Consider the following 26,046-nt stretch of genomic DNA (forward strand, 5'->3'; position numbering starts at 1 on the left):
GAAATTTCCAAGCAGAATGCTTTCCCCACCCTGTGGAGGTTGGCAGCACTGCATCAGCACTAAAGCAAGTGAGGTAAGACCTGGTGGCCAGCCTTGGCGATCTGGAACGCTCCGTCATGGACCTGCTGTGGGATTCTGCAGAACCGCTTACCGCTAACGATCTTCGTGATGCCCTAGCGGCACTCGGTACTGATGCAAAAGAACTCGCAGTTACCACGGTACTTACCGTGTTGGCCCGACTGGAGAAGAAGGGACTTGTGGCGCGGGAACGCTCCACTCGTCCACATCGTTACACCGCGTCCTCGTCTCGCGAGGACCATACTGTTGGACTGCTAAACGACGCTTTGGGCACCGCTCAAGATCGCGAAGCCGTCCTCGCCCGATTTATCGGAGGAATCTCGGCTGATGAAGCAGTCTCCCTGCGTGCTATCTTGGATTCTGTAAAGACTGTCTGAGTAACATGAACTTCGGGGACTGAGTGCTTCTCACCTCATATTTCCTAGCGGCGTTGGCTATCGTCTTGGCGTGGCCGACGCCGTTGGCATTGTCTAAAGCAAAATGGACCGCGCGCGCCCCGGTGGCGGCGGTATTGCTCTGGCAAGCGATCGCCCTGGGCGGTGGCCTGTCCATGATCGGCTCGATGCTTGTCTGGGGGCTGACCCCGCTCGGCAACGACCTCATCTCCGCGCTGCATGCTAGTTGGCTTCTGGTCACCGGCGATCCCAGCATTAAGTACCCCGGCGTCGTTCACTTATTTGCGCTCAGTACAGCATTGCTCTTCGCTTTCCATCTGGTGCTCACCCTGGTGAGAGCTTCGTGGCGCACGACCCTGCAAAGAGCCAGGCACCGTCAGCTCTTGCGATTGTTGAGCAACCCCTCGCAGACCCGGCCCAATACGCTCGTGCTCGATCACGACCTTCCGGTGGCCTATTGCGTGCCGGGCTTCAACGGATCGGTTACGGTGCTGTCAAAGGGCCTGCTGACCCAGCTCTCCCCCGAGGAACAACGCGCCGTCATCTCGCATGAGAATTCGCATCTCGATCAGCGGCACGATCTGCTGATTCTGGCCTTTACCGCCTGGCACGAAGCATTGCCCTGGCTGCCGACCTCGCGTCTGTCACTGGATGCGGTGCGGCAACTGATCGAGATGCTCGCCGATGACAAAGCACTCGAGGTAGTGGACCGACCGGTTCTGCTTCGCGCCATAGTGAGCGTAGCGTCCTCTATTGCCTCGGTTGGGGCGCCCAAGGATGCCTCAAGCGGAGCCACCGGCGAAGTCGTAGGGATGCCCGGCGGTGAAGTTTCCTCGCGGCGGCTGCAACGCCTGCTGTCACCGGTAGCTCCGCTGAATCGATTGCAGAATTTTGTGGTTCTATCCTGCACGGTGCTGCTCCTGGTGTGCCCCACCGTCTTGCTCATTGCCCCGCGTTTGCTGTCCTGGTAACTAGCCAACGCAAGCGGGAGCATGCCAGCGCTACAAGCTGCGACAAGGCCCTCCCGGACTTGCGGTTAGGCAGGTCATCCGGGAGGGCTATCTCGTGCATAAACATCATGGTCGACTACATGTCGATGCGGTCCCGTTCAAGGTTTTCGGCGCCGGCGATGATGAAGTTCTTGCGCGGAGCCACGTCCGAGCCCATCAGCAAGTCGAAGACTTCCTCGGCCGCCTGAGCGTGTTCGATGCCCACGCGCCGAAGCATCCGATGATGTGGATCCATGGTCGTCTCGGCCAGCTGGTCAGCGTCCATCTCGCCAAGTCCCTTGTAGCGTTGGATCGGTTCCTTATAGCGCTTTCCTTCGGCTTCAATCTTGGCCAGCAGGGCAGACATCTCGGCCTCGGAATAAGTGTAAATTACCTCGTTGGCCTTCGAACCCGGGTTGATCACCTCAATACGATGCAATGGCGGCACGGCTGCATAGACGCGGCCGTGCTCGATCATTGGTCGCATGTATCGATAGAACAGCGTCAACAGCAGCGTTCGAATGTGCGCCCCATCAACGTCGGCGTCCGTCATCAAGATGATCTTGCCGTATCTGGCCTGCTCAATATCGAAGCTACGTCCCGATCCGGCGCCAATCACCTGAATCATGGCAGCGCATTCCACATTCGATAGCATGTCCGAAATGGAGGCCTTCTGCACGTTGAGGATCTTGCCTCGAATTGGCAGTAGCGCCTGGAATTCGCTGGAACGCGCCACACGCGCAGTACCCAATGCGCTGTCGCCCTCGACAATGAAGAGTTCAGAACGCCCGACTTCTTTGCTCCGGCAATCAAGCAGCTTGGTAGGAAGCGAGGACGACTCGAGCGCGGTTTTGCGGCGCTGAGTTTCCTTATGCATCCGAGCTGAAACCCTGGACTTCATTTCGTTGACAACTTTTTCAAGAAGCGTCGACGCTTCGGCCTTTTCATTGCGTTTGGTGGATGCCAGGCGCTCGTTCAGCGCCTTTTCGACGACCTTCGTGACAATCTGCCGGACCTGCGAGGTACCAAGAATTTCCTTGGTCTGTCCTTCGAATTGCGGCTCGGCAAGTCGCACGGTGAGCACCGCGGTCAGCCCGGCCATCACATCGTCTTTCTCAATTTTGTCTTTTTGACCGAACTTGAGTTTGCGAGCATTTGCGTGGACGTTCTTGCGGAAAGACTTCAGCAGCGCTTGCTCGAAGCCGGAAATATGCGTTCCGCCTTTAGGCGTGGCAATGATATTCACAAAGCTTTGGATGGTGGTGTCATATCCGATCCCCCAACGCAACGCGACGTCGACCTCGCACACGCGCTGAACATCTTCGATATGGCTCCGCCCGTTCTCGTCGATTACCGGAACCTTCTCGTGGAACGAACCACTGCCATGGACGCGCCACACGTCGGTAACCGATGAATCGCTGCTCAGGTACTCGACGAACTCACTAATGCCGCCGTCGTGCTGGAAGACTTCCTCGTACGGCCCTTCGGCTCCCTCGGTTCCGGCCAGCGCACGTTCGTCGCGCAAGGTGATCCGCAGACCAGGAACCAGGAAAGAGGTCTGACGGGCACGGTTCTGGAGTTCTTCATATGAGAATTTTGCGTCCGACGTGAAGATATGGTCATCTGCCCAATAACGGATACGGGTGCCGGTCACCCCGCGCTTTGCTTTGCCGATGATTTCCGGAACGGTTGCTTTTTCATGAGCGGCGAACGGGGCATCGGCTTTGGGCCGGCCACGATCTGCGAATTTGCCTGGCTCGCCACGGCGGAACTGCATCGAATAGGTTTTGCCGCCGCGATCAACTTCGACGTCTAGCCGGGCCGAAAGAGCATTGACCACCGAAGCTCCTACCCCGTGCAAGCCACCGGAAGCCCCATAGGAGCCGCCGCCGAACTTGCCACCGGCATGCAGTTTGGTAAAGACGACTTCCATGCCGCTCAGACCGGTTTTTGGCTCGATGTCTACGGGAATGCCACGACCGTCATCATGGACCTCGACCGAACCGTCGGCATGCAAGATGACATTGATGGATTGCCCGAAACCGCCGAGCGCCTCGTCGACCGAGTTATCAATGATCTCCCACAGGCAGTGCATCAAGCCGCGAGAGTCGGTAGACCCGATGTACATGCCAGGTCGCTTGCGTACGGCTTCGAGCCCCTCAAGAACGGAGAGATGACGTGCATTGTAATTATCGGCTGAGGCCACGGGGCTGCAATCTCCTACTGACGCGGGAAAAGAATGAACTACATACCATTCTACTCGTTTATGTGTTCGAACTTGGTGCTATCGCCCGGTCGGTAATTCTCCCGAGTCGTCAGCAAAAGTTCTCCACAAGCGCTACGCGGTGAGCGAAAGCGCCCCGATTTAGGGATAAAGTCAAGGCCAAAGCTGGTTGTATAGATTGAACATCGATTTAAGGAGGCTGGCAATGACTACTACTACCACTAGTCGTGAACTAAATGCCCTCGACCGGTGCGACCGATGCGGCGCACAGGCTTATGTACGGGCTGTGCTGGCTTCTAACAGCGGAGAATTACTCTTCTGTGCCCACCACGCACGCTCCGTGGAACCCAAGCTGCGCCCAATCACTTCGGTCTGGCAGGACGAGTCGGCACGACTTTACGAAAAGCCAAAGGTCGACATCAACGACTAAACGAGTGGGACCTATGTCCTATTCAACAGAAGGGTGATCCAGCCGATGCTGGATCACCCTTCTTGCTTTAAGCGCCTGCTTCCCGTGCTACAGCTTAAAAAGAAATGCGGTCGCAGTATCCTCATTAGGGATATTGCGACCGCATGACGTGAAAAATTTAGTCTAGGTAGTCACGCAGAACTTGTGAACGCGATGGGTGGCGCAGCTTCGACATGGTCTTCGACTCGATCTGGCGAATACGCTCACGGGTGACACCGTAAACCTTGCCGATTTCATCTAAGGTCTTCGGCTGACCGTCGGTCAGGCCAAAGCGCATGGCTACAACGCCTGCTTCACGTTCGGACAGGGTGTCCAGAACCGAGTGCAGTTGTTCCTGCAACAGGGTGAAGGAAACCGCATCGGCCGGAACGACCGCTTCGGAGTCTTCGATCAAGTCACCGAACTCAGAGTCGCCATCTTCACCCAGCGGGGTGTGTAGCGAGATTGGTTCGCGACCGTATTTCTGAACTTCAACAACCTTTTCAGGGGTCATATCCAGTTCCTTGGCCAACTCTTCTGGAGTCGGTTCGCGGCCCAGATCCTGAAGCATCTGTCGCTGTACACGTGCCAGCTTATTGATGACTTCAACCATGTGGACCGGGATACGAATGGTACGTGCCTGGTCTGCCATGGCGCGGGTAATGGCCTGGCGGATCCACCACGTCGCGTAGGTGGAGAACTTGAATCCCTTGGTGTAGTCGAACTTCTCGACTGCACGGATCAGACCCAAGTTACCTTCCTGGATCAAGTCCAAGAAGAGCATCCCACGTCCGGTGTAGCGCTTTGCCAGCGAGACAACGAGACGAAGGTTCGCCTCAAGTAGGTGATTCTTTGCGATCTTTCCGTCGTGAATGATCTGCTCGTAGTCCCAGCGCAAGCGCTGGTCGATTGAGCCGTCATCTTTGGAAAGCTTATCGGTAGCGAAAAGCCCTGCTTCGATACGCAGAGCTAAGTCGACTTCCTGCTCTGCGTTCAGCAGTGCGACCTTACCGATCTGCTTCAGGTAGTCCTTGACCGGGTCGGCGGTTGCACCTGCAACCATGACCTGCTGCTGCGGAGCATCATCATCGGCAGAAGACAAGGTGAATCCCTTGGATTCTTCTTCCGGCTTTGCCGAGCCGTCCTTGGCGCCAGCTGCGTCAGCGGCACCCGACTCAGCATCGTCTTCGGACTCTTCAGAACCCTGCTCGACGTCCGACTCCTCGGAAGTTGCAGTCTTCTTTGCGCGAGGCTTAGCCTTCGCACGGGTAGCGCGCTTTTTCGCGACAGGAGTTTCTGCCGTTTCCTCGGCCTCTGCGGCCTCAGCCTCAGTAACCTTACGATTAGCGTTCGTCTCAGAAGATGACACGAATAACCTTTCTAACGATGCGTTCCGGATGCACCTGCCGGTAACACCACTATGACCCTGTCAAGTCCGAATGCGCTGTATCAGTGACTCAACGCGACGGTGGGTACATTGATTACAACGCACCAACCACGTCTAATGTTCCCAAAAACTACGTTTCTGGAACCTAGACAACTCGAACCTAACCGGGTCTGTTTTTTCATTATCCACTAATTCGCCCACAGACACCACTTGACCCGGTCACCCGCGCGTCTGCTAACCCAGCTGGGCACGCCATGCACGCAGTTCGTCCGTAGCCCATTCGGGCATCGATCCGCGATTCATTAGCTCTCGAAGGAGCTGGGCTAGCCGGTAGTCTCCCCGCTCGCTAAGGACTCGATCGATCAAAGCGATGGCCATGGTGCCGCGCCCACGAGCCCATTCGATCCAAGCCAGGATGCACATCAAGGCGTGGCGTTCGCCATCAACTGCAACACCGAGCAGATCACGAGAAACCAACCACAGCCGTTCCAATCGCTTCCAGTCCGGGCTCTGCCACCCTCGCCCCAGGAGGAAATCTGCCAGAGGTTTAACCTGCTCGCCCCCATTGCCAACGCACAATTGTTTGGTCATTTCCATGGTCTGCGCCGTACCGACGCCAGCAAGAAAAGGCAGTACATCACGGACGAGACGAATTCTCAGGCCCGCCAGCATTCGTGCACTGCTCAGCGAACTCGAATGAATGCGTTCTAGTGCTTCATCATCGCTCAGGTTCAGGACTTCTGCCCATTCATCGAGGCTGTCCAGCAGGTCATCGCCAAATGCACCTGTGAGCTCTTGGACTTCTGCCGCGTTAGCCCACGTTGCTATTCCGGTTCCGTCCCAAGGTCGGTCCAACGGAGCAGAACCGGCAAGGACCAGAGACAGGTTGGTTTCTCCCAGCGCGATGTCTGGCCGTGGGAAAGTTACACCGACGTCGCCGTCGTCGTAGTCCCAGACTTTCTCGCGGCAAAGGCACCAGGCTTGTCGCAGTTGAATGCCATGAGGATCAAAGGCTTCTTCGAGTTCGCCGATCATTTGCTGATAGGGAATCTGCTCTGCGATCTTGATGTCTCCCGGTGCGTATACCACTGCGACAACACTGCGCACCTGTGGAAGTCGCCGAAGCAAGCCGAGCACCTGTGCGACCCACGGCCTGCGGTCCACTTCATGAATTTCGCTGGGCAGGTCAACACGAAGCGTCGCTTCGAGGCGTTGCCCAACGATCAGTAGGAGCACCATCGACTTTTGCGGGTGAAAGCCAAGGGCATGGGGAATATAGGCGAGTACGTCATCGCAATCGGACAACGAGAGGGGCTGCCGTTCGGGTGTAGTAGTCATAACCCCACGATGCGCCCCAAGAACTCTTCCGGGCTTCAGTTCAGCGCGCGCTGTGGAGAAGTGCTCCTACTGGGTATTGGCCGGCTGCTCTCTGGCCTTGCGCCGTTCGATCAGCATGAACGTCACCCCGATCGCCGCCATGACAAATTGCACCGACAACGCAATGCGGAAGGCCGGCAAATTGTATAGCTCGCCCACCGACCCGTTGGCCGCATAAAGCCAGTCCATCACGACGCCGACCAGGTAGATGGTGACGAACCCGCCGAAGAACCCACCGGTATTGACCAGCCCAATGGCGGTACCCATGATGTTTGGTGGGTTGAAGGTCCGGGCAAAGTCGAACGCGATAACCGATGAAGGACCACCAGCCGCCACGGCAACGAGCAAAATGATCAGCACCCATAACGGCGCAGCACCAGGCCAGAACAACACGACCGCCCACATGAACACCATGGCTCCAATAACGCCCAGAGCGAAGTTTGAGCGCTTGTGCGGATATCTGGCCGTCAACGCTCCTAGAAGCGGCCCGTATAAGACCGCAACCGCCACGAAAATCGACATCAACCCGGACGCGAAACCACCTTCGAGCCCTTGACCTTGAACCAGGAAGGGGTACCCCCAGGTCAGCAAGAAAACATTGATCATAAAGGAGGTGGTGAAGTGTGTCCAGAACCCGAGCCGGGTTCCGGGTTGCTTCCACGCGGTGGTTAATCGATCACGGGTGCGCATCGGCGCACTCTCGCTCAGATGCGCCCAGCCCGGACCATTGCGAATCAGGGATATGGCGATCAGCAAGCTTGCTAAAGCCAGACCGGACATGACTGAAAATGCCGGGGTCCACCCAAACTGCACCAAGATCAGATGAAAAGGAAAGAGGCTGACTAGTTGTCCAGCCTGCCCAAAGGTTCCTACCAGCTGCGTTAATACCGGAATGCGCGAGCCGGAGAACCACAACGGAAGCAGCTTGAGTACCGAGACGAACACCATCGCGTCGCCCGACCCAACTAGGATTCTTCCGCCTAACCCCATCGGAACGCTGGTTGAAATAGCCAAGAACGCTTGGCCCATAGCCATCAACACCGAACCGGTGATGATCATGACGCGCGGCCCAATCTTGTCCAGCAGCAGGCCTACCGGAACCTGAGCGCCGGCGTAGACAACAAGCTGAACCACCGAAAATGACGCCAGGATTTGAGCGGTGGCATCAAATCTTTCAGTGGCCTGAAGCCCTGCAACACCAAAACTTGTTCGTTGGGACACGGCCGCCATATAGGTAAATATTCCGGCACAAACCACCAACCAAGATCGCGCCGAGTTTAGGTGAGACTGAATCACTGGTCAGGGTCACCCGATGCGGAGTCCGCTCCCCCGGACTTTCCGTTGGCGTTCAACCAGTCGGTGCTGTCCTCGATTGTGGCCAGGAAGTCTTCAACGCTTGCCCCCAGCTCCTCGGCATCTGGCATTTTTTCGTCTTCATCCAACAGCAGCGAACGGCGTTCGTGATCTTGCGCGTGCTCGTCAAAGCGCTTCTCAAAACCGAGCACCATTTGCTTGACTTCGTTGCTGCTTTCGATCTGTTCGGCAAGCTGAGATTCGATCAACCGGGCCGCTTCGCGCAACTTTTCTGTGGGAAGCGCCAGCTTCAGCGCGGCACCCACATGCTCTAAGGCAGCCACGGCAACCGCCGGATATTCGGATTCGGCCAGGTAATGCGGGGTGTGCAACGAATAGCCTACGACGTCGCGGCCCGCGTCATTCAGGCGGATCTCCAAAAGCGCCATCAGCCCCGATGGGGTTTCGGCGGTAGGGGCCCACGTGGAGATATTTTCGGTGAGATCCTTGCGGTTTCCGTGTGCGGTCACTCCCACTGGGCGGGTGTGTGGCACAGGCAGAGGCAGCGACACGGTGCCGGTCACCAGTTGCACGTTGAACGCGTCGATAAAGTTCAGCAACTCGGCGATGGTGCGTTCCCAACGCAGGTCTGGCTCGACTCCGGTGAGGAACCAGAACTTCCGGTCCAGCGCATCGGTCATCAGGTAGATTTCGATGCGCGGCTCCTGATAGCCGGCGAAGTGATCGCCGAGGAAAGACACCCGTGGGCGCTGGGCGCTGTAGACAACAAGCTCATCCGTGTCAAAACTGGCATAGAGTTCAGAATTCAAATTTCCGAAGAGCTCGTTGCATACCAAGTCATGGGCATGGCCTGCGTCGGATGCTCCACGCAACGAAACGTACATCCCTAGACCCTGCAGACTCGGATCGTCCAAGTTAATGCTGACCAGAGTCATCAACGGATCCTTGGACATTCTCACCTCAATCGTTTTCGGTACCGCCAAGCAGAGGCGATTACTTAAAGCTCAAGAACTTATCCTATCCGTTCAGCCTTTCGCTCGCTGTGAAGTATCGCACGCCGAGCTCAAACCTCGGCTAACATCGGGTGTAGGAAACACTCAGCTCACCGGCCCCATCCACCGGTTATTCTCGCGGGCTGAACCGTCCTTAGACCCTACAAAGGCATAGAAGGAATGATTTTGTGATCAACTCCAGTGATCTCACGTTGACCGCCATTGGTGCAGACATCAAACGTAAAAACGCCGACGCCCTTATTTTGGGCGTGCTGAAGAACGGCGACAAGGTATCCATCGCCGCGTCACCGCTCGCGGCAGAAACCACCACCGCTCTGGAACAGTCGCTCACCGCGCTGAACGTTGCCGGTTCTGCAGACGAAGCAACCGTGCTTCCAGCAGTTGACGGCATCAAGGTCAGGACGATCATGTTCATCGGCTTGGGCGTGAAGGATCTCTCCGAGCTCAACGACGAGAAGTTGCGCCGCGCCGCCGGATCGGCAGCACGCCAGCTTTCCCACGCCAAGACCGCGATCTTCGCCTTGCCTGCCGACACACTCGAGCAAGTTTCAGCCGTGGCCGAAGGGATAGCCCTGGGCGCATACCGCTTCGAGAACTTCCGTTCGAAGAAGAACGACAAGCCAGTCCTTGGCGAGGCATTCATCGCCACCGCGGTCGCAACCTCCAAGGATCTGCCTGCCTTGCTCAAGCGCGCCGCGGTTATCGGCCGCGCCGTGCGTGGCACCCGAGATCTGATCAACACCCCGGCCAATATCTTGTACCCGGAAACCTTCGCCACCGCGGTGAAGGACTACTCCAAGTCGCTGCCGTTGAAGGTCACCATCTTTGATGAGAAGCGCCTGACGAAGGAAGGCTTCGGCGGACTGATGGGCGTTGGTGGCGGCTCGGTCCGACAGCCTCGCATGGTCAAGGTCGAGTACTCCCCGGCCAAGGCCGCCAAGCACCTGGCACTGGTGGGCAAGGGCATTACCTTTGACACCGGTGGCATCTCGATTAAGCCAGCCTCGGGCATGCACGCGATGAAGTCCGATATGTCCGGCGCCGCGGCAGTCTTCCACACCATCGCCGCGGTATCGGAGCTTGGCCTCGACGTGAAGGTCACCGCGTGGCTGTGCCTGGCCGAGAACATGCCAGGCGGCGCTTCGACGCGTCCCGGAGACGTGCTGACCATGCTCGGCGGCAAGACTGTCGAAGTGCTCAACACCGACGCCGAAGGGCGCCTGGTCATGGCCGACGGTTTGGTAGCGGCCAGCCAGGAGAATCCGGATGTGGTGATCGACATTGCCACGTTGACCGGTGCACAGATGCTCGCGTTGGGCCTGCGCACCGCCGGTGTCATGGGCAACGAGCAGGTACGTGACGATTTGGTCGCAGCCTCGGATGCAGTGGGCGAGCTCGCCTGGGGCATGCCGCTTCCGGAAGAGCTCCGTCCAAGCATCGATTCTCAGGTCGCCGATCTGGCCAACATTGGCGAGCGCATGGGCGGGATGATGACCGCTGCGGTCTTCCTGGAAGAATTTGTGGGCGAAACCGACGGTCAGAAGATTCCTTGGGCGCACATCGACTTTGCTGGTCCGGCCTTTAACGAGGGCTCGGCGTGGGGCTACACCCCTAAGAACGGCACCGGTTCGCAGGTTCGCACCTTGGTGGCCTACGCCGAGACGATGTCCGGCACCCGCTAGAAATGCCTTTTTCGACACATCCCGGTGCGGGCGAAGTCATAGCCCAATGCGCCGGGATGTGTGCCAAAATACGAGATATGGCCGACTTTTAGCCAACTCAAGATGACTCTGGTGCTTTGACGGTACTAAGGTAAGTTTTGAAACATCACCGGTGAATTTGTTCGCTCGCGCCCCGTGCGAGAGTTAGACCAGTTCACCACCCGATCTCCAGGTCGGCCATGGCCGACCTCACTTAGCTATTACGAGGGAGCGTTCACGTGGCCGATTCGGCAGCAACGCAAGAATTTGATGTCCTCATCCTCGGCGGTGGTTCCGCTGGATACTCGGTCGCTTTACGCGCCATCCAGTTGGGCTTCACCGTTGGATTGATCGAGAAGGAAAAGGTCGGCGGCACCTGCTTGCACACCGGCTGTATCCCAACCAAGGCGTACCTGCACGCAGCAGAGCTCGCCGAAAACGCTCGCGAAGGTGCCAAGTACGGCATCAACTCCTCCCTCGAGTCAATTGACCTGGGCGGAGTACGCAAGTACAAGGACGGCATCGTCGCCGGCAAGCACAAGGGTCTTCAGGGTCTGCTGAAGATGAAGAAGGTCAACGTTATCGAAGGTAGCGGACGACTGGTCTCCAAGGACACCATCGAGGTTGATGGCGTCCCCTACAAGGGCAAGAACATCGTCCTTGCGACCGGTTCGACTTCCAAGACCTTCGGCCTGGAAATCGGTGGCCGCGTGCTGACCAGCACCGAAGCGCTGAACATGGTTGACATGCCAAAGAGCGCCATTGTGCTCGGTGGCGGCGTCATCGGTGTTGAGTTCGCCTCCGTCTGGAAGTCCTTCGGCGTCGACGTGACCATCGTTGAGGGCCTGCCTTCGCTGGTTCCAAACGAAGACCCAGCCATCATCAAGAATCTCGAGCGCTCTTTCAAGAAGCGTGGCATCAAGTTCAACACCGGTGTCTTCTTCGAGAAGGTCGAGCAGGATGCCGACGGCGTCAAGGTCTCCCTAGCTGACGGCAAGACCCTCGAAGCCGAGATCGTCCTCGTTGCCGTCGGCCGTGGCCCGGTCACCGAGAACATGGGCTTCGAAGAGCAGGGCATCACCCTCGATCGCGGTTTCGTGATTCCTAACGAGCGCCTGCACACCGGCGTGGGCAACATCTATGCCATCGGCGACATGGTCCCTGGCGTTCAGTTGGCACACCGCGGTTACCAGCACGGTATCTTTGTCGCCGAAGAAATCGCTGGCCAGAACCCAACCATCGTCGAAGACATCAACATTCCAAAGGTAACTTTCTGCGAGCCAGAAATCGCCTCGGTCGGCTACTCCGAGCCTGCCGCAAAGGAGAAGTTCGGTGAGGACCAGATCGAAACTACCGAGTACAACTTGGCTGGTAACGGCAAGTCCTCGATCTTGGGCACCTCCGGCCTGATCAAGATGGTCCGCGTCAAGAACGGCCCAATCGTGGGCGTTCACGGCATCGGCGGCCGCATCGGCGAGCAGATCGGTGAAGCACAGCTGATCGTGAACTGGGAAGCCTACCCGGAGGATGTTGCACAGCTCATCCATGCACACCCAACGCAGAACGAGTCGCTGGGCGAAGCCGCAATGGCTTTGGCCGGCAAGCCACTTCACGGCTAAATACGCTGTTGGTCACCGGGTAGCGCGTTCACACACGCGCTACCCGGTGCACTAAGCTCGGAGGCAACGCCTCCATTCATCGGTTTCTGGGTGTTCAACCGTTTAAATTGCACACTCAAACCACACTTCAAGCTTGATTTAAGAGGAGATACGGGAAGATGTCTGAGACCGTAAACCTGCCCGCACTGGGTGAAAGCGTTACCGAGGGTACGGTAACCCGATGGCTGAAACAGGTCGGCGACCGCGTTGAGGTTGATGAGCCGTTGGTGGAAGTTTCCACCGATAAGGTCGACACCGAGGTTCCATCACCTGTCGCTGGTGTTATCGAAGAAATTTTCGTCGCCGAAGATGAGGAAGCCGAAGTAGGCGCTCCTCTGGTTCGTATCGGTGATGGCTCGGGTTCCGACGCCGCTGCACCGGAAGCCCCTGCAGCCGAAGAGGCACCTGCGGCCGAAGAGGCGCCTGCGGCCAAGGAGGAAGCTCCTGCTGCTCCAGCGGCCGAAGAAGCCCCTGCCGCAGCACCTGCTGCAGCAGACTCCGCTTCGGGCACCGAGGTCACCCTCCCAGCTCTGGGCGAATCGGTCACCGAAGGTACCGTCACCCGCTGGTTGAAGGAAGTTGGCGAAGAAGTCGCCGTAGACGAGCCACTGCTCGAGGTCTCCACCGACAAGGTAGACACCGAAGTTCCTTCACCAGTTGCCGGCACCCTGCTGGAAATCCGTGTTGCTGAAGACGACACCGCTGAAGTTGGTGCCGTTCTTGCAGTGATCGGCGCTGCGGGCGCTGCTCCGGCTGCCAAGGAAGAAGCTCCAGCCGCTCCAGCACCAGCTGCCAAGGAAGAGGCTCCTGCCGCTCCAGCACCAGCTGCCAAGGAAGAGGCTCCTGCCGCTCCAGCACCAGCTGCCAAGGAAGAAGCTCCAGCCGCTCCAGCACCAGCTGCCAAGGAAGAGGCTCCTGCCGCTGCTCCTGCTCCTGCTCCTGCTGCCGAGAACAACAGTGATGCAGGCTACGTCACCCCGTTGGTGCGTCGTTTGGCCAACCAGCACGAAATCGACATCGCTTCCGTCAAGGGCACCGGCGTTGGTGGACGTATCCGCAAGCAAGACGTTCTTGACGCAGTAGCTGCCAAGGAAGCCGCCGCTGCACCGGCTGCTGCTCCTGCCGCTCCTGCTGCTGCTAAGCCGGCCGCCCCGGTTGTCGAGGCATCCTCGTTGCGCGGTACCTCCGAGAAGGCTCCACGTATCCGTCAGGTAATCGCCCGTCGTATGCGTGAGTCCCTAGAGGTCTCCACCCAGCTGACTCAGGTTCACGAGATTGACATGACCCGCGTGGTCAAGCTGCGCGCTTCTGCCAAGAATAATTTCAAGGCAGTCAATGGCGTCAACCTGACCTACCTGCCATTCATCGCTAAGGCAGTTGCCGAAGCCTTGAAGGCTCACCCGAAGCTGAACGCCGAGTACAACGAAGAGACTCAGCAGATCACGTACCACAATGCCGAGCATCTGGCGTTTGCGGTAGACACCGACAAGGGCCTGCTGGTTCCTGTTGTGTCGAACGCTGGCGATCTGAACCTGGCTGGCATGGCTTCGCGTATTGCCGACGTCGCAGAGCGCACCCGCACCAACAAGATTGGTCCGGATGAGCTTTCCGGTGGCACCTTCTCGATCACCAACATCGGCTCGGTCGGAGCACTGTTCGATACCCCGATCATCAACCAGCCACAGGTAGCAATCCTGGGTACCGGTGCGATTGTGAAGCGTCCAATGGTCATCACCGATGCCGATGGCAATGATTCGATCGCCATCCGTCACATGATGTACCTATGCCTGACCTATGATCACCGTCTGGTTGACGGCGCCGATGCAGGTCGATTCCTGCAGACTCTCAAGGCCCGTCTTGAGGGTGGCGCTTTCGAAGGCGACCTGGGTCTGTAAAGTCGTCGATCGACTTTCACAAGCGAGGTAAACGATCGCCCCTTCCGTTCATTCGGGAGGGGCGATCGTCGTTTCTACAATTCGTCGAAAATCAATTAGGCTGGAGCCATGGACTTCCTAACTCTTATCCTTGTTTTCTTGCACATCCTCGGTGCGGCAGCGATCTTCGGTGGCTGGCTGGCAAACTTCAAGACCCCTACCGTGAATGTTTGGCAGTGGTACGGCGCGATTGCTCAGCTAATTACCGGTTTGGCTCTCGTTGGCATGGCCGAAGCAGGCGATGGCGACGTGAACCACATGAAGATTGGCGTCAAGGTTGTCATCGCTATCGCCATTCTCGTAGCGGCATTCATCGGTCGTAAGAAGGTCAAGGCCGGCGAAGAGGTTTCGACCGGGATTGCGCACGCAACCGGCGGCCTGGCATTGATCAATATCGCGATCGCCACTCTCTGGGTCTAAGCTACAAGACAGTCTTGCAGCTCCACGCAAAGGCGAGGCAACCCGAAGGCAATTTGGGTTACCTCGCCTTTGTCATGCCTCGCGGCTGAGCACCTTTCCAATTTTCCATTTCCCCTCAATCAGCTTCAGTTCCACTTCGATACGTTCCCGCGTGCCACGGGCCACCTGATGGACCACACGGTTCACTGAATCCACATAGTCGTAGGCTTCCTGAGTGGATGTCGCACGTAGTATCACGGTGTCTGGTTGCGCACGGGCAGTCACCGAGATGCCTTCCAAGCGGGTAGCTAGTCCATTGATTCCCAGCTTCAGCGACTCCAAGCGTTCGAGCGTTTGCTGGTCTCTTTTGAATTGCTCGGAGGCGGGCGGATAAATCGCTGACAATGCTTTGAGGTCCTCGGTCTCTAAGGCCGCATCCCGTTCGCGTGAAAGCTTGATGAAACTGGCTATTACCGTCTCAGCGGAGAACGCGCAGGCAGGAACCACGGCTCCGTCGAGGATCCGGCATGGTTCACGCCGTTCCTGTGTTTGCGACAGAGACCCCGTCTCCGATTGCCCGCGCTCCCCCACTAGATTTACACCGAGAAAGCTCGCACCCACGAGCATTGCCCCTCCAGCGACAGCCAGCAAGACCTTGCCACGTCCTGGGGTTCGGCGTAGTTCATGCATACGCCACTCGGGTGTGCCAAGATCTCTTTGACTCTTCTCCGTCTTGGGTCTTCTTGGCCGCTTGCGCCGACGCCGGCCGAGCGCCTCGCTAGGGTGAACTGTGGCCATTAGATGAGTCGATTCTACCGGTGTGCACTGTTCCCAATTGATGGCTTCAGCCTGCGCCGCAGCGAAGAGCGTCCGGGCGAATTGCTCCGCTGTCGGCCTCTGCTCCGGATCTTGATGCAGAGAATCAAGCAGCAGCTCATGGATCAGGGTGGGCACCGCCGGGAAGATGACCGTGACCGGCGGGCGCATATTCGGTTCGGAAGGAGCGGTTCCTTCAAGCAGGAACCAGAGGCACGCACCTAAGGAATAAACGTCCTGCTCACCGAGGCGCCCCTCTGGTTCGCGCGCGGAAACCTCAGGCGCCATAAACCCCGGAGTACCCGACCCGGGTGTCTCATCGATACCGGTTCGGCTTTCTTGAAAATCGCCTAATTTCGGCATTCCATCGGCTGTCAACAACACGTTGCCAGCCGAGACATCGCCGTGAATTTGCCCAGTGGAGTGCAAGGCGGCCAGAGTCTGGGCTATCGGCGCCAAAGCTGTGACGCACTCTCCGAGTGAAAATGGTGCGCGTTCTTCGAGAAGTTGAGCCAGGCTTCCGCCGGGACAGTACTCCATCAGAATCCCCTCGCCCAACTGTGTCGAAAGGGTGCCGTAAAAATCTATGACATATTTCCTTGCGGATTCGACCTGCTGCTGACGCAGCGAACAGATACTTTCGGCGTTTGTAGAAAGCTTCAACACCATGTAGCTCTGATCCGAGTCACGGCGCATTAACCAAATTTTGCAGGGTGACTTGGCCTTTAATGGACGAACCGTCACATATCCGGGGCAAGTTGGCCAGGCCAACAGATTGTTTGAATCATTCATGTTCCAGTTCTAACGCAAAGAACAGATTCTCGCCTCGGTTATCCACAGCTCAGCGCCTCTCAGCCAATTAGCGGGGCCTGTTGCAAAAGGCGTATGGTAACCACTATGGCGATCGAATTCGAACGAGTCGGACTCGGCACGGAGCTAATTCCATATTTGCAAGCGTGGGATTACCAGCAAAATTTGCACGATGCTGTAGCGGCCGATGAACAGACCCCGCGAGTCCTGTTTCTTGAACACGAGGCGGTATATACCGCCGGCAAAAGGACCGAACCTGAAGACTTACCCCTAGATGGCACCCCCGTTGTTGACGTTGACCGTGGCGGGAAACTGACCTGGCATGGCCCCGGACAGCTCATCGGCTACCCGATCGTGAAGCTGAAGAAAATCAGCGCGATACGTCTGTATGTGGAGACCCTCGAAGAAGCGTTGATTAACGTCATAGATGAAATGGGCATCCCCACCGTTCAAGTCAAGGGGCGTTCAGGCGTCTGGGTCCCAGGCAAGAACGGCGAAGAAGATCGAAAGATAGCCGCCATTGGCATCCGCATCACCCGTGGAGTCACCATGCACGGTTTTGCGCTCAATTGCTCAAACGATCTGGCCGCCTACGACCAGATCATTCCCTGCGGAATTACCGATGCCGGCGTAACCACGATCTCCGAACAACTAGGCCAGACGGTCTCCCCCAACGATGTCGTTGAGCGGGTGCAAGAGGAACTTGAACGTCTCCTCTCGCCACAAGTCGTCTAAGCAAATATTACTAACGTAGAAGGACCCTCCAATGAGCATTGAACCTGAAGGCCGTCGACTGCTGCGCGTCGAAAAGCGCAACGCCCAGACGCCAGTTGAGCGCAAGCCCGAGTGGATCCGCGCCGAACTCAAGATCGGCCCCGAATATGTGGGCCTGAAAAATTTGGTGCAGTCCGAAGGCCTCCACACAGTATGTGAAGAAGCTGGCTGCCCCAATATTTTCGAATGCTGGGAAGACCGCGAGGCATCGTTCCTTATCGGCGGTTCCGAATGCACCCGTCGTTGCGACTTCTGCCAGATTGACACCGGAAAGCCTGCTGCACTAGATCGCTCAGAGCCATTCAAGGTGGCCATGAGCGTGAAGAAGATGGATCTGCGTTACGCAACCGTCACCGGCGTGGCCCGCGATGATCTCGAAGATGAAGGTGTCTGGCTGTACGCCGAAACAGTACGCCAGATCCACAAGATGAACCCGAGTACCGGAGTCGAGTTGCTCATCCCCGACTTCTCCGGAAAACCCGATAACCTCGACGCCATTTGCGATTCGAAGCCTGAAGTCTACGCACACAATGTGGAAACCGTCCCGCGTATTTTCAAGCGCATCCGTCCGGCTTTCCGCTACGAACGCTCCATGGATGTCATCACCCACGGTCGGAACCGCGGCTTGATCACCAAGTCGAACTTGATTCTGGGCATGGGCGAAACGCGTGAGGAGATTTCCGAAGCTATGCGCGACCTGCATGAGGCGGGCTGCGATTTGCTGACGATCACTCAGTACCTACGCCCAACCGAACGTCACCTTCCGGTCGACCGCTGGGTCAAGCCGCAGGAATTCTTGGAGCTGCAGCAAGAAGCCGAGGAACTCGGTTTTGCCGGCGTCATGTCCGGACCATTGGTTCGTTCCTCATACCGCGCGGGACGACTCTGGGCTGGAGCCATGCGCAAAAAGGGTCGCGAGATCCCAGAGTCCCTTTCCCACATCGAATCCTCGGGTACTACCCGTCAGGAAGCTGCTTCGCTGCTTAACCGCTGAGCCCAACTCCATGTTCAAGCATTCGGATCCAATTGCCGTAAAACCCGGCGATTGGGTCCGAATTCATGTTGTGCAGCGCACCGCGCGGACTCTTCGGATTCGCCCGGAATTCCTCGAAAGAAAAATAAGCCAGTCAGATCGCGTAGAATTGAAGCACTATGGCCAAAAACTCCGATAACGATGCGGCCGCGCAACAGAAGCGTGGTCTGTTTTCGCGTAAACCAAAAGCTGAAAAACAAAATAAAGAGCCCGGGCGCCTAAAGCAAATGGTGCAGGTCTTCCAGATGACCCGCCGTAACGATCCGATGGTCGTTTGGTGGATGGTCTTGGCCTTCCTTGGCGTCATTGCCGTTGGACTGATCATCGGTATCTTGATCAACAACTGGATCACGTTGCTAATTATCGCGATCCCTCTTGGCTTGCTCGCCGCCCTGTTCATCATGTCCCGTCGGGCCGAGAAGGCCGCGTTCGCGCAGCTTGAAGGCCGTCCGGGTGCCGCTGGCGCGGCGATGAGCGTACTGCGTCGCGGCTGGATCTTGAAGGATGAGCCAGTCGCGTTCAACCGCCACCAGGATCTGGTGTTCTTGGCGGTTGGCCGTCCCGGCGTTGTGCTGGTCACCGAAGGCCCAAGCAGCCGCGTGCGTGATCTGGTGGCGTCCGAACGCAAGCGTATTGCTCGCGTTCTGCCGAATGTTCCGATCCACGTGATCAACGCCGGACAGGACGAGGACCAGACCGATCTGGTAGAAGTCAGCAAGAAGATGAAGAAGCTTCCGAAGGCAATCACCAAGCTGGAGATCAGCGCGGTAGACAAGCGACTAACCACGCTTACCGCCAACCGCCTGCCGATTCCCAAGGGCATCGACCCAAACCGAGCACGCCCTAACCGCCGAGCTCGCTAAACAGGCATAAAGAAAACCGCACTAGCTCGCTAGTGCGGTTTTCTTTATGCCTGGATTCTTGAACGCGGACTAGCGGATATTCACCAGTACGCTTTTTCCTGCCCGGTCGTGGAAGCCGCGCTGATCCGCGCCCGAGAACAGAACCGGAATCACCAAGCACAACAGCACCGATCGAATGACCCCGGTGAGCGGCTTGATCGCCGTGCCATCCATGGATTGAACTTGCAGCCCAAAGGTCCGATGCCCAATACTGTGGCCGGTGAAGCCAACGGCAATCATCTGGCCGGCACAGAACAATGCGAGCGTGGCGAGGTCGTTCAAGTTGAACAGCCACCAGCTCAGCAACATGGATAGTCCCCAGTCCACGCATAACGCGCCGAGCCGACGCGGCAACCGGCCGATCGCCCCAGGCCCTTTTTCCGGTCGTCCCAAGCGCTGGCCCGGCCATTCTTGCGAGTTTAATTGCGGGGGGCCTTCGAGCCACGAGCTAAAGTCTTTGCGTTCCACATAACTAGTGTATCTGGGCGATCTGTGTGAATCTCATCAGTTTGTTACGCATCACAAAGCCACTACTGACCCGGTACGACGCGCCCGTACTCGCGCTTTGTAACGTAGCCGAAACAATCGAGACACCATTCAGAAACGGTTTCTAGGTAGGATTACTTGGTAAGCAAGAGAACTGATCAGATCAATTCGTATGATCGTTCCGTTTACCAAACCAATAACTCAACAGGGAGTCACCTGCACATGTTTACCAGCCCAGAAGAAGTCTTGGCATATATTGCCGAAGAGGACATCAAATTCGTTGACATCCGCTTCACCGATCTACCAGGTGTCCAGCAGCACTTCAACGTTCCGGCGAAGTCCGTGGATGCAGACTTCTTCGTCAACGGCCAGCTCTTCGATGGTTCGTCCATTCGCGGTTTCGCTGGCATCTCTGATTCCGACATGCAACTGATCCCTGACGTCACCACCGGCTTCGTCGATCCGTTCCGTATCGAAAAGACCCTGGCCTTCAACTTCTCGATCATCAACCCACGCACCGGTGAGCCTTACCACCGCGATCCGCGTGGCGTAGCCGAGCGCGCCGAAGCCTACCTGGAATCGACCGGCATCGCCGACACCGCAGTCTTCGCACCAGAGGCCGAATTCTTCATCTTCGAAGACGTCCGCTACGAATCCACCCCACAGGGTGCCTTCTACAAGGTCGACTCGGACGAGGCGCCTTGGAACACCGGCCGCAAGGAAGAGGGCGGCAACCAGGGCTACAAGACCCCTTACAAGGGTGGCTACTTCCCAGTGTCGCCAACCGACAAGCAGGCCGACCTGCGCGATGCGATCTGCGTCGAGCTGGACAACGTTGGCCTCGAAGTCGAACGCAGCCACCACGAGGTTGGCGCAGCCGGCCAAGCCGAGATCAACTACAAGTTCAACACCATGGTCCACGCGGCCGACGAGCTGATGCTCTTCAAGTACGTCGTGAAGAACGTTGCCGATGCTTGGGGCAAGTCCGCCACCTTCATGCCAAAGCCGGTCTTCGGCGATAACGGCTCGGGCATGCACGTGCACCAGTCGCTGTGGGCCAACGGCGATCCGCTGTTCTACGACGAAAAGGGCTACGCAGGTCTGTCCGATACCGCTCGTTGGTACATCGGCGGCCTGCTGAAGCACGCTTCTGCCGTGTTGGCATTCACCAACCCAACGGTGAACTCCTACCGCCGTCTGGTCAAGGGCTACGAAGCACCGGTCAACATGGTGTACTCGCAGGGCAACCGCTCCGCAGGTATCCGTATTCCAATCACCGGCTCGAACCCTAAGGCTAAGCGCATCGAGTTCCGTGCACCGGATGCTTCCTCGAACCCTTACCTCGCCTTCGCGGCTCAGCTGATGGCAGGCCTGGACGGCATCAAGAACCGCATCGAGCCTTCGGACCCAATCGACAAGGACCTCTACGAGCTTCCTGCCGAGGAAGCCAAGGACATCCAGCGCGCGCCAGAAAGCCTGGAAGAGGCTCTGAAGGCATTGGAGGCCGACTACGAGTTCCTGCTCGAAGGTGGGGTATTCACCGAGGACCTGATCCGCACCTGGGTCGAGTACAAGCGTGAAAACGAAATCAAGCCACTGAGCCTGCGCCCGAACCCATACGAGTTCGAGCTCTACTACGGTTGCTAATTCCGCCACGGATCAACTGAACCGCTAGGAATGCAAAACCTGTCCCGTGGGCCATCTTGGTCCACGGGACAGGTTTTTGTCGTGTCGCCGCCTTAACGGATCGATGGCCGATATCGCGGATCCGGTCTAGCCTTGGGCTATGGATACATCGAACTGGCTCCCCGTCAAACGTGCCGATGGGGAAACCGTAGGATACCTGGAACCACTTGTTGCGTCCTACGATCGGGTCTGCCCGAGATCTGTTTTGGGCCATGCGGTGCTCGATTCGTGCGATTATTTCCAGGGTGAAGCGTTGTTGACCGAGCGTGGCATCGGCGAGCTCATGAACCATTGGATGCTCCGCAATGCCACGTCGGACGGGCACGGTCCGCTGTCTATTCTCGAAGTTTCCCCAGCAGGTATCGTCGTGGCCGACGCGCTTCTGACCAAGGCGCTGGCGCCAACCGAAAGAATTCACCTGGCATGGCCCGATATTGATGCCGCTCTGGTTCCCTACCCGCTGGACTAGTAGCGCGTCTTGTCAACCTTGTCGGCCCATTCGGCGAAGACCGATGCAGCATCGGTCGAAGGAACATGGGTGAAAGGGATCAGTCGTTGCCCCATCGGTTTGTCCAGTTCCGTGTAAATGAGTTCGTCATCAAATCCGATGCGAGCGGCATCTTGGCGCGTGTTTGCGTAATACACATGCTTAAACCGCGACCAGTAAATCGCACCGAGGCACATGGGACATGGCTCGCAACTGGTATAGAGCTCGCACTCGGACAGGTCGAAGCTTTTAAGCTTCGCCCCGGCATTGCGGATCGCGATCACCTCGGCATGGGCTGTCGGATCGTTCATCCCGAGCACCATATTATTGCCCGTCGCGATCACCGCACCGTCGAGTACGATCACAGCCCCGAAAGGCCCTCCCTGATTGGCTTGCATCCCCTGACGCGACAGAGCGACCGCCTCGTCGAAAAATCGTTCGTCCATAGTTGCACCGCTTTCTACCTGCCTGAACCGCACCGATTCCCGAATGTTGCATCCAACGGTGGCTCAATTGCCAGTCTAGGGAGGTTCACCGGCTATTGGTAGAGCCGGACGTACTGCTGCCGCTCGCCCTCGAGCTGCCAGGCATTCGGAGCGCCTTGAAGTACCGGTAGCGAGCAATCAGTTGGGCGGCTCTGAGCAAGGGGAACAGCCCGCGCCAAGGCTGCACGTCGGCAGGCCTGGTCAATGACCTGATCGTGAGGAAGTTTCCGCCGGTACGTTGTTCGAGGACGAAGCACTCTTCGCCGCTAACCGGATGCCCCGCCAAGGTCCGGTAAGCGAAGCCGACTCGCTGAGTCGTTTCAACAACGGAGATCACTTCCACGGGTTCAAGGATCCTAGCCCCTGGCAAATCGACCCTGATGACCGGGCGCTGCCCAACGGCAACAGGCAGCGCAGGAAGCACGCTGAATCCGCTGCGGGTTTTGATCCCCCAGCGCAGCACCTGTTCCGAAGCCCAGCGCCAATGACGCTCCCCCGCACCGATCCGGACCGTTTTCTCCCAGCGTAGATGGCCAAAACCACTGGCTTGCCAGATCTGGCTCTCGGGAGTCGTTAACGACGCGGGAGCAGGTGGGTCCGAGCCCACCATTAATCTTCAAAACCGTAGAAGAGCTGTTCAAAGATTGCACGCGAATGCCTGGTGGCACGCAGGTAGTCCTCTTCCAATGCCGGACCTTGATTGGCCTCGTAGCCGCACCAGCGTGCCACTGCCTCCATATCCCTGGCCGAGCGTGGCAGCACATCGCTAGAACGTCCGGAGGTAATGATCTCGGCGCTTCGAATCCGTGTAGCCAAGGACCAGGTGAAGTCCAAGAGCTCGGCTTCTTCTTCGCTGATCAGCTCCAATCCGGCCATGGCATCCAATGCCTTGCGCGTGGCCGGAGTGCGCAGCGATGGATGTTTCCATGCGTAGCGCAGTTGATAAAACTGGACTAGCCATTCAATATCGGAAAGCGAGCCCCTGCCAAGTTTCAGATGCCGGTTGGGATCGGCACCGCGAGGCAGTCTTTCGGACTCGACGCGAGCCTTGATCTTTCGAATGTCCTTCATCTGGCCCTCGTCGAGCCCCTTGCCGTAGCGTACCGGCTCGATAAGCTGGATGAAGTCCGCAGCAAGTTGCGCGTCGCCGGCAAATGGGCGGGCCCGTTGCAGAGCTTGGCGTTCCCAGACTTCCACCCAACGCTCGTAGTACTGGGCATAGGCGTCAAGCGAACGAACCAGCATCCCTGCTCGCCCTTCGGGACGAAGATCGGAATCGACTTGGAGCTTCACTTCTGCGGGAATGGCCGGCTTGAGCGGCTTGTTGCTCCAGGAGGTCAGCTCGGTCACCACGCGCAAGGCCTGTTCTTGGGACTCTTGGGCGCTGGTGCCGTCAACGGGACGCTGCACGAAGAGCACGTCGGCGTCCGAACCGTAGCCGATCTCCTCCCCGCCTTGCCGGCCCATGGCGATGACGGTGATGATCGCATGCACTCCATGCTTTTGCTGGTCCGCCGCGAGCAGCACCTTCAAAATTCCATCGATCATGTTTCCGTCGATATTCGACAGCGCCTCACCGACTTGCGAGACGTTCAGCAGACCCGCTCCGTCCGCCAGCGCAACGCGCAAGAACTCGCGACGGCGCACCAAACGGATTTGCCGGATCGCCGCCTCGGGCTGTTTGGTGCGCTGGATGATCGAGGCGTTCTGCTGCTGCAGGCTCTGGTAGGTCTGCGGCGCCAACGCGCTGTTCGAGCCCAGCCACGCGGCCGCCGCCGGCTCGTTGGCCAGCAGATCGGTCAAGAACCGTGTGTTTGACAGCAGGTGGCTCAAACGCTCGGCCGCCGCATTGGTATCGCGCAGCATGCCCAGGAACCACGGAGACTTCCCCAAGGCCTCGCTGAGCCTGCGGAACCCCAGCAGACCGGCGTCCGGGTCCACTCCCCGTGCGAACCAATCCAGGAGCACCGGCAGCAGCTGCCGCTGCAGTGAGGACCGGCGCGAGACTCCCCCGGTCAACGCCTCGATATGGCGCATCGCCGCCTTCGGATCCAAATAGCCCAGGGCACGCAGACGTGCCTGCGCGGACTCCGGGGTCAGGCGCACCTGGTCTGCCGAGAGATTCGAGCTGGTGACCAGCAGCGGGCGGTAGAAGATGCGTTCGTGCAGCGAACGGACGAGGCGTTTGGTCTCATTCCACCGGCGCAAAAGCTTTTCAGGGTTCGTGGCCTGCAGGTCACCGGCCCCGCGCACCGCCCGAGCCAGCACCCGCTGAGCGCCCTCAACGCGTGGCATCAGGTGCGTACGGCGCAGCTGGCTAAGTTGGATTCGGTGTTCTAGCAGACGCAGGTAACGGTAAGACTCGTCAAAGTTTCTCGCATCTTCGCGGCTGATGTATCCGATCTCGCTCATCGCCCGGATCGCCAGCGTGGTCGTCGGCACCTGGATCTCGGGATCCACGCGTCCGTGGACCAATTGCAGAAGCTGCACGGTGAATTCCACGTCGCGCAGTCCGCCGGGCCCCAACTTGATTTGCCAAGGAACTTCTTCCTTGTCGATGTGGTCGCTCACCCGCCGACGCATGGACTGCACGGATTCAACGAAGCCTTCGCGCTCCGAGCTGGACCAGATCATCGGGGAGACCATGCGCTCATAAGAACGTCCAAGTTCCGGGTCCCCGGCAATGGCCCGCGCCTTGAGCAGCGCCTGGAACTCCCAGGAGTGCGCCCACCGGTTGTAATAGGCTTCGTGTGACGACAAAGTCCGGGTCAGGGCCCCGTCCTTGCCTTCCGGACGCAAGTTCGCGTCCACTTCCCAGAGCATCGGTTCGGGACCAGGGACCATAATTGCACGAGCCGTATTGCCGCACAGTACGGTGGCGATGGCGGATGCGAGGTCCTCATCCAGGTTCGGGGTGCTGCCGTGCACATAGATCACGTCTACATCTGAAATGTAGTTCAATTCCCGAGCACCGCATTTACCCATGCCGATGATGGAAAGCTTGACGCTATCTACATCTTCCGAGGTGTACTGCTCGGAGGCTTCGGCGCGTGCGATTGCCAGTGCGCCTTCGAGCACCGCACCAGCCATATCTGCGAGTTCGGCGGCAACTAGGGGAAGAATTTCCTGCGGATCCGCGGCGCCAAGGTCTCGGTACGCCAAAGACAGCAGCGCCTTACGGTAACTCGCACGTAATTTCTGCCGCGCTTCGGCCCCAATGCACGATGATATCCAGTGTTCGTTGGCGGTACGCGTAGCGCCAACCGAGTCAAGCATGGCACTACGTAGGGATTCGAGCCCGACAGGCCGAAAGGTTTTGCTCGGCGCCTGGCTGACTACCGCCAAGGCCTCTGGGCAGCGGATCAAGAACTCACCCAGGGCCGAAGAGCTGCCGAGCAGTCGAACCATTGCCAAGCAGGTATCTGGCTGTCGAAAAATCTCAGCGGCTTCGGGGTGACGATCCACAAGCCTGAGCGCCAGCAGAAGTGCCTGGTCGGGATCTGGCGCGTGCGCCATCATCCTCACGATGAGAACCGGATCAACGTTCGCCAGTGCTTCTGCTTCAAGGAACTTCTTGGCGCGTTCGGTATCGCTGAATCCAGCGTTGATCAGTGCCCGTGAGGATACTTCTGCCATATTTTTCGTGTGTCT

Annotated in this window: 22 protein-coding genes; 12 read left to right on the forward strand and 10 right to left on the reverse strand. The window is 58.0% G+C overall.

Features of this window, described 5'->3' with window-relative positions; translation table 11 throughout:
* The first annotated feature begins 83 nt into the window (after positions 1-83).
* Together ACT3UA_RS01190 and ACT3UA_RS01195 are read left to right on the forward strand one after the other, a co-directional pair.
* Positions 84-455: a BlaI/MecI/CopY family transcriptional regulator gene (locus ACT3UA_RS01190; RefSeq protein WP_096286417.1), complete on the forward strand. Its 372-nt coding sequence runs from the start codon at positions 84-86 to the stop codon at positions 453-455.
* Positions 456-478: 23 nt separating this feature from the next.
* The gene (locus tag ACT3UA_RS01195) at positions 479-1,444 is read left to right on the forward strand and encodes a M56 family metallopeptidase (protein ID WP_096286419.1); all 966 of its coding nucleotides are present in this window, start codon (positions 479-481) and stop codon (positions 1,442-1,444) included.
* 115 nt (positions 1,445-1,559) lie between these two features.
* On the opposite strand, the gene ACT3UA_RS01200 is transcribed toward ACT3UA_RS01195, so the two are convergent.
* Positions 1,560-3,668 carry a DNA gyrase/topoisomerase IV subunit B gene (locus ACT3UA_RS01200; RefSeq protein ID WP_096286421.1) on the reverse strand — a complete coding sequence of 703 codons (2,109 nt, stop codon included), beginning with the start codon at positions 3,666-3,668 and terminating at the stop codon, positions 1,560-1,562.
* A gap of 223 nt (positions 3,669-3,891) precedes the next feature.
* Here ACT3UA_RS01200 and ACT3UA_RS01205 point away from each other — a divergent pair, with 223 nt between their 5' ends.
* Positions 3,892-4,116, forward strand: a complete 225-nt coding sequence (locus ACT3UA_RS01205; protein WP_096286423.1) for a DUF7455 domain-containing protein — start codon at positions 3,892-3,894, stop codon at positions 4,114-4,116.
* A 157-nt stretch (positions 4,117-4,273) separates the two neighbouring features.
* Here the strand turns inward: ACT3UA_RS01205 and ACT3UA_RS01210 are convergent, their stop codons facing one another.
* From ACT3UA_RS01210 to ACT3UA_RS01225, 4 genes are all read right to left on the reverse strand, one after another.
* The gene (locus tag ACT3UA_RS01210) at positions 4,274-5,503 is read right to left on the reverse strand and encodes an RNA polymerase sigma factor (protein ID WP_096286425.1); all 1,230 of its coding nucleotides are present in this window, start codon (positions 5,501-5,503) and stop codon (positions 4,274-4,276) included.
* Between the two features lie 252 nt (positions 5,504-5,755).
* The gene (locus ACT3UA_RS01215) at positions 5,756-6,859 is read right to left on the reverse strand and encodes a DUF4192 domain-containing protein (RefSeq protein WP_096286427.1); all 1,104 of its coding nucleotides are present in this window, start codon (positions 6,857-6,859) and stop codon (positions 5,756-5,758) included.
* 66 nt (positions 6,860-6,925) lie between these two features.
* Positions 6,926-8,194 (reverse strand): MFS transporter, encoded by a 1,269-nt coding sequence (locus tag ACT3UA_RS01220; RefSeq protein ID WP_096286429.1) that lies wholly within the window; start codon positions 8,192-8,194, stop codon positions 6,926-6,928.
* Positions 8,191-9,147, reverse strand: coding sequence for a proteasome assembly chaperone family protein (locus ACT3UA_RS01225; protein WP_255248438.1), 957 nt, complete (start codon positions 9,145-9,147; stop codon positions 8,191-8,193). Before ACT3UA_RS01225 ends, ACT3UA_RS01220 begins: the two co-directional genes overlap by 4 nt.
* Before the next feature lie 245 nt (positions 9,148-9,392).
* Here ACT3UA_RS01225 and ACT3UA_RS01230 point away from each other — a divergent pair, with 245 nt between their 5' ends.
* The 4 genes from ACT3UA_RS01230 to ACT3UA_RS01245 all read left to right on the forward strand — a co-directional run bounded on the left by ACT3UA_RS01230 (position 9,393) and on the right by ACT3UA_RS01245 (position 14,937).
* Positions 9,393-10,907, forward strand: coding sequence for a leucyl aminopeptidase (locus ACT3UA_RS01230; protein WP_096286433.1), 1,515 nt, complete (start codon positions 9,393-9,395; stop codon positions 10,905-10,907).
* A 257-nt stretch (positions 10,908-11,164) separates the two neighbouring features.
* Positions 11,165-12,544, forward strand: a complete 1,380-nt coding sequence (gene lpdA / locus ACT3UA_RS01235) for a dihydrolipoyl dehydrogenase (RefSeq protein ID WP_096286435.1) — start codon at positions 11,165-11,167, stop codon at positions 12,542-12,544.
* A 158-nt stretch (positions 12,545-12,702) separates the two neighbouring features.
* Complete coding sequence (gene sucB, locus ACT3UA_RS01240) at positions 12,703-14,478, forward strand: 2-oxoglutarate dehydrogenase, E2 component, dihydrolipoamide succinyltransferase (protein WP_444615334.1); 1,776 nt, start codon at positions 12,703-12,705, stop codon at positions 14,476-14,478.
* A gap of 108 nt (positions 14,479-14,586) precedes the next feature.
* A complete protein-coding gene (locus ACT3UA_RS01245) occupies positions 14,587-14,937 on the forward strand; it encodes a hypothetical protein (protein WP_096286439.1) in 351 nt (116 codons plus the stop codon).
* 72 nt (positions 14,938-15,009) lie between these two features.
* On the opposite strand, the gene ACT3UA_RS01250 is transcribed toward ACT3UA_RS01245, so the two are convergent.
* The gene (locus ACT3UA_RS01250) at positions 15,010-16,524 is read right to left on the reverse strand and encodes a serine/threonine-protein kinase (protein ID WP_096286441.1); all 1,515 of its coding nucleotides are present in this window, start codon (positions 16,522-16,524) and stop codon (positions 15,010-15,012) included.
* 105 nt (positions 16,525-16,629) lie between these two features.
* Here ACT3UA_RS01250 and lipB point away from each other — a divergent pair, with 105 nt between their 5' ends.
* The 3 genes from lipB (at position 16,630) to ACT3UA_RS01265 (ending at position 19,212) form a co-directional block, all read left to right on the forward strand.
* Positions 16,630-17,277 carry a lipoyl(octanoyl) transferase LipB gene (gene lipB / locus ACT3UA_RS01255; RefSeq protein WP_096286443.1) on the forward strand — a complete coding sequence of 216 codons (648 nt, stop codon included), beginning with the start codon at positions 16,630-16,632 and terminating at the stop codon, positions 17,275-17,277.
* A gap of 31 nt (positions 17,278-17,308) precedes the next feature.
* The gene (gene lipA / locus ACT3UA_RS01260; RefSeq protein WP_096286445.1) at positions 17,309-18,310 is read left to right on the forward strand and encodes a lipoyl synthase; all 1,002 of its coding nucleotides are present in this window, start codon (positions 17,309-17,311) and stop codon (positions 18,308-18,310) included.
* Between the two features lie 158 nt (positions 18,311-18,468).
* On the forward strand, positions 18,469-19,212 hold the full coding sequence (locus tag ACT3UA_RS01265; RefSeq protein ID WP_096286447.1) for a DUF4191 domain-containing protein: 744 nt from the start codon (positions 18,469-18,471) through the stop codon (positions 19,210-19,212).
* A 69-nt stretch (positions 19,213-19,281) separates the two neighbouring features.
* Here ACT3UA_RS01265 and ACT3UA_RS01270 read toward each other — a convergent pair whose 3' ends face one another.
* Positions 19,282-19,719 (reverse strand): hypothetical protein, encoded by a 438-nt coding sequence (locus tag ACT3UA_RS01270; RefSeq protein ID WP_096286449.1) that lies wholly within the window; start codon positions 19,717-19,719, stop codon positions 19,282-19,284.
* A gap of 240 nt (positions 19,720-19,959) precedes the next feature.
* Between ACT3UA_RS01270 and glnA the strand changes: the two genes are divergently transcribed.
* Positions 19,960-21,384: a type I glutamate--ammonia ligase gene (gene glnA, locus ACT3UA_RS01275; protein WP_096286451.1), complete on the forward strand. Its 1,425-nt coding sequence runs from the start codon at positions 19,960-19,962 to the stop codon at positions 21,382-21,384.
* A 139-nt stretch (positions 21,385-21,523) separates the two neighbouring features.
* Entirely contained in the window at positions 21,524-21,892 is a 369-nt protein-coding gene (locus ACT3UA_RS01280) for a hypothetical protein (RefSeq protein WP_096286453.1), read from the forward strand.
* On the opposite strand, the gene ACT3UA_RS01285 is transcribed toward ACT3UA_RS01280, so the two are convergent.
* From ACT3UA_RS01285 to ACT3UA_RS01295, 3 genes are all read right to left on the reverse strand, one after another.
* Positions 21,889-22,356 carry a nucleoside deaminase gene (locus tag ACT3UA_RS01285; RefSeq protein WP_096286455.1) on the reverse strand — a complete coding sequence of 156 codons (468 nt, stop codon included), beginning with the start codon at positions 22,354-22,356 and terminating at the stop codon, positions 21,889-21,891. The genes ACT3UA_RS01280 and ACT3UA_RS01285 overlap by 4 nt on opposite strands.
* Positions 22,357-22,441: 85 nt before the next feature.
* Entirely contained in the window at positions 22,442-23,005 is a 564-nt protein-coding gene (locus ACT3UA_RS01290) for a DUF1990 family protein (RefSeq protein ID WP_096286457.1), read from the reverse strand.
* Positions 23,005-26,031, reverse strand: coding sequence for a bifunctional [glutamine synthetase] adenylyltransferase/[glutamine synthetase]-adenylyl-L-tyrosine phosphorylase (locus ACT3UA_RS01295; protein WP_096286459.1), 3,027 nt, complete (start codon positions 26,029-26,031; stop codon positions 23,005-23,007). Before ACT3UA_RS01295 ends, ACT3UA_RS01290 begins: the two co-directional genes overlap by 1 nt.
* Between the last annotated feature and the right edge of the window lie 15 nt (positions 26,032-26,046).

It is taken from the genome of Glutamicibacter sp. 363, assembly GCF_052379505.1.
Lineage (GTDB): Bacteria > Actinomycetota > Actinomycetes > Actinomycetales > Micrococcaceae > Glutamicibacter.

What these genes read in the sequence shown, in the direction of transcription:
- ACT3UA_RS01215 (WP_096286427.1), bottom strand. Translation starts at nt 6,859, where the DNA reads ATGACTACTACACCCGAACGGCAGCCCCTCTCGTTGTCCGATTGCGAT.
- ACT3UA_RS01285 (WP_096286455.1), bottom strand. Translation starts at nt 22,356, where the DNA reads ATGGACGAACGATTTTTCGACGAGGCGGTCGCTCTGTCGCGTCAGGGG.
- sucB (WP_444615334.1), top strand. Translation starts at nt 12,703, where the DNA reads ATGTCTGAGACCGTAAACCTGCCCGCACTGGGTGAAAGCGTTACCGAG.
- ACT3UA_RS01290 (WP_096286457.1), bottom strand. Translation starts at nt 23,005, where the DNA reads ATGGTGGGCTCGGACCCACCTGCTCCCGCGTCGTTAACGACTCCCGAG.
- lipA (WP_096286445.1), top strand. Translation starts at nt 17,309, where the DNA reads ATGAGCATTGAACCTGAAGGCCGTCGACTGCTGCGCGTCGAAAAGCGC.
- ACT3UA_RS01225 (WP_255248438.1), bottom strand. Translation starts at nt 9,147, where the DNA reads ATGACTCTGGTCAGCATTAACTTGGACGATCCGAGTCTGCAGGGTCTA.
- ACT3UA_RS01295 (WP_096286459.1), bottom strand. Translation starts at nt 26,031, where the DNA reads ATGGCAGAAGTATCCTCACGGGCACTGATCAACGCTGGATTCAGCGAT.
- ACT3UA_RS01245 (WP_096286439.1), top strand. Translation starts at nt 14,587, where the DNA reads ATGGACTTCCTAACTCTTATCCTTGTTTTCTTGCACATCCTCGGTGCG.
- ACT3UA_RS01250 (WP_096286441.1), bottom strand. Translation starts at nt 16,524, where the DNA reads ATGAATGATTCAAACAATCTGTTGGCCTGGCCAACTTGCCCCGGATAT.
- lipB (WP_096286443.1), top strand. Translation starts at nt 16,630, where the DNA reads ATGGCGATCGAATTCGAACGAGTCGGACTCGGCACGGAGCTAATTCCA.
- ACT3UA_RS01265 (WP_096286447.1), top strand. Translation starts at nt 18,469, where the DNA reads ATGGCCAAAAACTCCGATAACGATGCGGCCGCGCAACAGAAGCGTGGT.
- ACT3UA_RS01280 (WP_096286453.1), top strand. Translation starts at nt 21,524, where the DNA reads ATGGATACATCGAACTGGCTCCCCGTCAAACGTGCCGATGGGGAAACC.
- glnA (WP_096286451.1), top strand. Translation starts at nt 19,960, where the DNA reads ATGTTTACCAGCCCAGAAGAAGTCTTGGCATATATTGCCGAAGAGGAC.
- ACT3UA_RS01205 (WP_096286423.1), top strand. Translation starts at nt 3,892, where the DNA reads ATGACTACTACTACCACTAGTCGTGAACTAAATGCCCTCGACCGGTGC.